The following is a 5,776-nucleotide window of genomic DNA, read 5'->3' on the forward strand; positions in this document are numbered from 1 at the left end:
ACAAAGAAAAGCCCCTCAACAATTAAGTTGAGGGGCATTCAGGAATAGAGAGCTGACGATGACCTACTCTCACATGGCCGGAGCCACACTACCATTGGCGCGATGATGTTTCACTTCTGAGTTCGGGAAGGGATCAGGTGGTGCCATCATGCTATTGTCGTCAGCAAAGGGGGTTAGATATGAGTCTGTTATTGTTATTTTGACTTTAAGTATTATCTTTTAGTCTCATCAACATAAACCTAACTGAATCAAGGTTTAAGGTGATATCGAAATATTCTTTCTTTATTCTAAAGCTTTCGCTTTACAAGATAGATTAATTAGAGCTTTGATACAAACCACTTGGGTGTTGTATGGTCAAGCCAAACGAGCAATTAGTACAGGTTAGCTACACACATCGCTGTGCTTCCACACCCTGCCTATCAACGTCGTAGTCTTCAACGGCTCTTTAGGGAAATCTTATCTTGAGGTGGGCTTCCCGCTTAGATGCTTTCAGCGGTTATCCCATCCGAACGTAGCTACCGGGCAATGCCACTGGCGTGACAACCCGAACACCAGAGGTTCGTCCACTCTGGTCCTCTCGTACTAGGAGCAGATCCTCTCAAATTTCCAACGCCCACGGTAGATAGGGACCGAACTGTCTCACGACGTTCTAAACCCAGCTCGCGTACCTCTTTAAATGGCGAACAGCCATACCCTTAGGACCTGCTTCAGCCCTAGGATGAGATGAGCCGACATCGAGGTGCCAAACACCGCCGTCGATATGAACTCTTGGGCGGTATCAGCCTGTTATCCCCAGAGTACCTTTTATCCGTTGAGCGATGGCCCTTCCATACAGAACCACCGGATCACTAAGACCTACTTTCGTACCTGCTCGACTTGTGGGTCTCGCAGTTAAGCGCGCTTTTGCCTTTATACTCTATGAACGATTTCCGACCGTTCTGAGCGCACCTTCGTACTCCTCCGTTACTCTTTAGGAGGAGACCGCCCCAGTCAAACTACCCACCATACATTGTCCTCGGTATTGTTATACCTGAGTTAGAACCCCGACATGACCAGGGTGGTATTTCAAGATTGGCTCCACAAACACTAGCGTGTCTGCTTCAAAGCCTCCCACCTATCCTGCACAAGTCAGGTCAAAGTTCAATGTAAAGCTGTAGTAAAGGTTCACGGGGTCTTTCCGTCTAGCCGCGGGTACACAGCATCTTCACTGCGATTTCGATTTCACTGAGTCTCTGCTGGAGACAGCGCTGCCATCATTATGCCATTCGTGCAGGTCGGAACTTACCCGACAAGGAATTTCGCTACCTTAGGACCGTTATAGTTACGGCCGCCGTTTACTGGGGCTTCGATCAAGAGCTTCGCTTACGCTAACCCCATCAATTAACCTTCCAGCACCGGGCAGGCATCACACCCTATACGTCCACTTTCGTGTTTGCAGAGTGCTGTGTTTTTAATAAACAGTTGCAGCAGCCTGGTATCTGCGACTGCCAACAGCTCAAGGAGCAAGTCCTATCACCATCGGCAGCGTACCTTCTCCCGAAGTTACGGTACCATTTTGCCTAGTTCCTTCAGCAGAGTTCTCTCAAGCGCCTTGGTATTCTCTACCTGATCACCTGTGTCGGTTTAGGGTACGATTCGTTTATAACTATTGCTTAGAAGCTTTTCCTGGAAGCATGGTATTTGCCACTTCGCTGTACAAGTACAGCTTGCTATCAGATCTCAGTATAATGACAGTCCGGATTTGCCTAAACTGTCTACCTACATCCTTTCACCTGGACAACCAACGCCAGGCTGACATAACCTACTCCGTCCCTCCATCGCATTATAAACAAGTATCGGAATATTAACCGATTTCCCATCGACTACGCCTTTCGGCCTCGCCTTAGGGGTCGACTCACCCAGCCCCGATTAACGTTGGACTGGAACCCTTGATCTTCCGGCGTGCGAGCTTTTCACTCGCATTATCGTTACTCACGTCAGCATTCGCTCTTGTGATACCTCCAGCATGCTTTACAACACACCTTCACAGGCTTACACAACGCTCCCCTACCACTTGAAAACAAATTCAAATCCGCAGCTTCGGCTCCTAGTTTGAGCCCCGTTACATCTTCCGCGCGGGCCGACTCGACTAGTGAGCTATTACGCTTTCTTTAAAGGATGGCTGCTTCTAAGCCAACCTCCTAGCTGTCTATGCCTTCCCACCTCGTTTCCCACTTAACTAGGAATTTGGGGCCTTAGCTGGCGGTCTGGGTTGTTTCCCTCTCCACAATGGACGTTAGCACCCACTGTGTGTCTCCCGGATATCACTCATCGGTATTCGGAGTTTGCATCGGTTTGGTAAGTCGGTATGACCCCCTAGCCGAAACAGTGCTCTACCCCCAATGGTGTTCGTCCGAGGCGCTACCTAAATAGCTTTCGGGGAGAACCAGCTATCACCGAGTTTGATTAGCCTTTCACCCCTATCCACAAGTCATCCCCTGGCTTTTCAACGACAGTGGGTTCGGTCCTCCGGTGCCTGTTACGGCACTTTCAACCTGCTCATGGATAGATCACTCGGTTTCGGGTCTATGCCCTGCAACTAATTCGCCCTATTAAGACTCGGTTTCCCTACGGCTCCCCTAAACGGTTAACCTTGCTACAGAACATAAGTCGCTGACCCATTATACAAAAGGTACGCGGTCACCCTAATAAATTAAGGCTCCCACTGCTTGTACGCACACGGTTTCAGGTTCTATTTCACTCCCCTCACAGGGGTTCTTTTCGCCTTTCCCTCACGGTACTGGTTCACTATCGGTCAGTCAGGAGTATTTAGCCTTGGAGGATGGTCCCCCCATCTTCAAACAGGATTTCTCGTGCCCCGCTCTACTTAATATGTTAACTCTAATGTTTCGAATACAGGACTATCACCTACTACGGTCAGCTTTCCCACGCTGTTCTTCTACATTAGAATTAATCGGCTTCTCCCCGTTCGCTCGCCGCTACTAGGGGAATCTCATTTGATGTCTATTCCTAAGGGTACTGAGATGTTTCACTTCCCCTCGTTCGCTTCTTGTACAAGTACAAGATACCTACCTTATGGTAAGTGGGTTTCCCCATTCAGAAATCTCCGGATCACAGGATATTGCCGCCTCCCCGAAGCTTATCGCAGGCTGTCACGTCTTTCATCGCCTCTGACTGCCAAGGCATCCACCATGTGCGCTTCATTACTTGACCATACAACCCCAAGTAGTCTTAACTTATAAATAAGTTTTAACTTCAAAGTGTTATAAAGTCTAATTATGATAACGATATCACCTATGTTTATACGCTTGATTCAGTTCTCTTTACTTTTTTAATAACTCACTACTGGGATAACAACTGATGTCGTTAAGTAGTGAGTTATTAAGGTTAGGAACAACGCGTGAACACGTGTTCCTAACCCAGACTCATATCTATGTTTTTAAATAGTTCTTACGCTCTCGTCGAGTCATAAGTTCTGTATAAAACAGAAAGAAGTAATCTTAGACAAATCACTTGTTTCTGTTGAATACCTATTATATTTATTGGCATCTAAAGCTTACTTGGCGTTTATAGTGGTGGAGCCAAACGGAGTCGAACCGTTGACCTCCTGCGTGCAAGGCAGGCGCTCTACCAACTGAGCTATGGCCCCATGTAAAATGGTGGGTCTAAGTGGACTTGAACCACTGACCCCCGCGTTATCAACACGGTGCTCTAACCAGCTGAGCTACAGACCCAATTACGCTTGTTATAAACGTAAGCTTAAACTAAAGAACAACTTGTTGTGAATTCTTGCTGACCGAATGCCATCTATAAGGAGGTGATCCAGCCGCAGGTTCCCCTACGGCTACCTTGTTACGACTTCACCCCAGTCATCAACCACACCGTGGTGAACGCCTTCCCGAAGGTTAGGCTATCCACTTCTGGTGCAATCAACTCCCATGGTGTGACGGGCGGTGTGTACAAGGCCCGGGAACGTATTCACCGCGGCATTCTGATCCGCGATTACTAGCGATTCCTACTTCATGGAGTCGAGTTGCAGACTCCAATCTGGACTACGATAGGCTTTTTGAGATTCGCATCACATCGCTGTGTAGCTGCCCTCTGTACCTACCATTGTAGCACGTGTGTAGCCCTGGTCGTAAGGGCCATGATGACTTGACGTCGTCCCCGCCTTCCTCCAGTTTGTCACTGGCAGTATCCTTAGAGTTCCCGGCTTAACCCGCTGGTAACTAAGGACAAGGGTTGCGCTCGTTGCGGGACTTAACCCAACATCTCACGACACGAGCTGACGACAGCCATGCAGCACCTGTATTCTAATTCCCGAAGGCACTCCCGCATCTCTGCAGGATTCTAGATATGTCAAGACCAGGTAAGGTTCTTCGCGTTGCATCGAATTAAACCACATGCTCCACCGCTTGTGCGGGCCCCCGTCAATTCATTTGAGTTTTAACCTTGCGGCCGTACTCCCCAGGCGGTCTACTTATTGCGTTAGCTGCGTCACTAAGTCCTCAAGGGACCCAACGACTAGTAGACATCGTTTACGGCGTGGACTACCAGGGTATCTAATCCTGTTTGCTACCCACGCTTTCGAACCTCAGTGTCAATATGATGCCAGAAGGCTGCCTTCGCCATCGGTATTCCTCCAGATCTCTACGCATTTCACCGCTACACCTGGAATTCTACCTTCCTCTCACCTATTCTAGCCTAACAGTATCAGATGCAGTTCCCAGGTTAAGCCCGGGGATTTCACATCTGACTTATCAAGCCACCTACGCTCGCTTTACGCCCAGTAATTCCGATTAACGCTTGCACCCTCTGTATTACCGCGGCTGCTGGCACAGAGTTAGCCGGTGCTTATTCTGCAGCTAATGTCATCGTCCGTGGGTATTAACCACGGAGTCTTCTTCACTGCTTAAAGTGCTTTACAACCAAAAGGCCTTCTTCACACACGCGGCATGGCTGGATCAGGGTTGCCCCCATTGTCCAATATTCCCCACTGCTGCCTCCCGTAGGAGTCCGGGCCGTGTCTCAGTCCCGGTGTGGCTGATCATCCTCTCAGACCAGCTACAGATCGTCGCCATGGTAGGCCTTTACCCCACCATCTAGCTAATCCGACTTAGGCTCATCTAATAGCGAGAGCAACAAGTTGCCCCCTTTCTCCCGTAGGTCGTATGCGGTATTAATTCGAGTTTCCCCGAGCTATCCCCCACTACTAGGTAGATTCCTAAGTATTACTCACCCGTCCGCCGCTCGACGCCTGATAGCAAGCTATCATCGTTTCCGCTCGACTTGCATGTGTTAAGCCTGCCGCCAGCGTTCAATCTGAGCCATGATCAAACTCTTCAGTTTAATCTTGCTATGAAGCTCTTTAAAGAAGCTTCTAAACTTGGCTCATCTAATCTGGCAAAATCGCTAAAAATTATGTTCGTAATGAATTAACTTTGAGTTTTTCTGCTGTCTTAAATGATAATTTTTATAGTTAATAATCTTTCCGAAAAGAAAAGATAGTCAACTTTATTTTTTAGCATTCTGAATCAGCAAAAATCCACACAAGTTGTTCTTTAGTTATGCTTTTAAATAGTGTCACGCTACTGTCGTCCAGTAGATGATTATATAGGGTATTTCTCTTTGCTATCCAGTCTAAGTTAATAACTTATCCTATCTAGCGAGCCGACTATCATATCATAATGATATGGTTTGTCAAGCTTTTTTATAAATTGTTTCAATAAGTTATCTGGGTTTGTTATATGTAATTCACATATAAGTCGTTCCAGTT

General features: G+C 47.6%; 2 tRNA genes and 3 rRNA genes. All 5 read right to left on the bottom strand.

The annotated features are described in order from the left end of the window. Positions 1-50: 50 nt before the first annotated feature. Positions 51-165: ribosomal RNA gene (gene rrf, locus PG901_RS13430) — 5S ribosomal RNA — on the bottom strand. A gap of 185 nt (positions 166-350) precedes the next feature. Further along, positions 351-3,213 (bottom strand): 23S ribosomal RNA (locus tag PG901_RS13435). Positions 3,214-3,573: 360 nt separating this feature from the next. Next, positions 3,574-3,649, bottom strand: a tRNA-Ala gene (locus PG901_RS13440). An 8-nt stretch (positions 3,650-3,657) separates the two neighbouring features. Further along, positions 3,658-3,734: transfer RNA gene (locus PG901_RS13445), tRNA-Ile, on the bottom strand. 76 nt (positions 3,735-3,810) lie between these two features. Then, positions 3,811-5,349, bottom strand: a 16S ribosomal RNA gene (locus PG901_RS13450). Together the 16S, 23S and 5S rRNA genes with 2 tRNA genes alongside form the textbook arrangement of a ribosomal RNA operon. Positions 5,350-5,776: the final 427 nt, after the last annotated feature.

Source organism: Psychrobacter sp. ANT_H3 (assembly GCF_027919975.1).
Lineage (GTDB): Bacteria > Pseudomonadota > Gammaproteobacteria > Pseudomonadales > Moraxellaceae > Psychrobacter > Psychrobacter maritimus.